The sequence below is a fragment of the Vibrio sp. 10N.261.55.A7 genome (genome assembly GCF_002877365.1).
Lineage (GTDB): Bacteria > Pseudomonadota > Gammaproteobacteria > Enterobacterales > Vibrionaceae > Vibrio.
Genome location: NZ_MCWZ01000247.1, coordinates 1 through 389, shown reverse-complemented (window position 1 = coordinate 389; position 389 = coordinate 1). Strand labels below are relative to the sequence as shown.

The following is a 389-nucleotide window of genomic DNA, read 5'->3' as shown; positions in this document are numbered from 1 at the left end:
CTGATTTGATCAACAACGTCTTTATAAAGTGCTTCAAATCTATTCAATAACTACATCATTGGCGAGAACCGAGCCAAGCACTCTTAATACGACTCTAGTAACATCAATATTTCCCGTTAACATCATACAAACAATCGTTTAACCCATTGATGATATGTTAGTATTTATAAAGTGACGCCTAAATTTTAATAAAGAGATAAAAATTTGAAAGCATTTTTACAAAAAAAAATTAATGAACAAATTCATCTTTATAAAATGACTCCTAGCCGGATGATTTCTGATTATAATCAAGAAAACCAGCAAGTAAGGGACTATAACGGGCGACAATTACTAGAGTTAATTCAAAATGCGGATGATGAACTTTCTGATACCGTTTCTTTAGAGTTTGA

Annotated in this window: 1 protein-coding gene; it reads left to right on the top strand. The window is 31.4% G+C overall.

Translation table 11 applies throughout. The features are described from left to right. Positions 1–204: 204 nt before the first annotated feature. Positions 205–389, top strand: a 185-nt coding sequence (locus tag BCU12_RS11435) for a hypothetical protein (RefSeq protein WP_133153874.1), incomplete at its 3' end; no start/stop codon positions are given.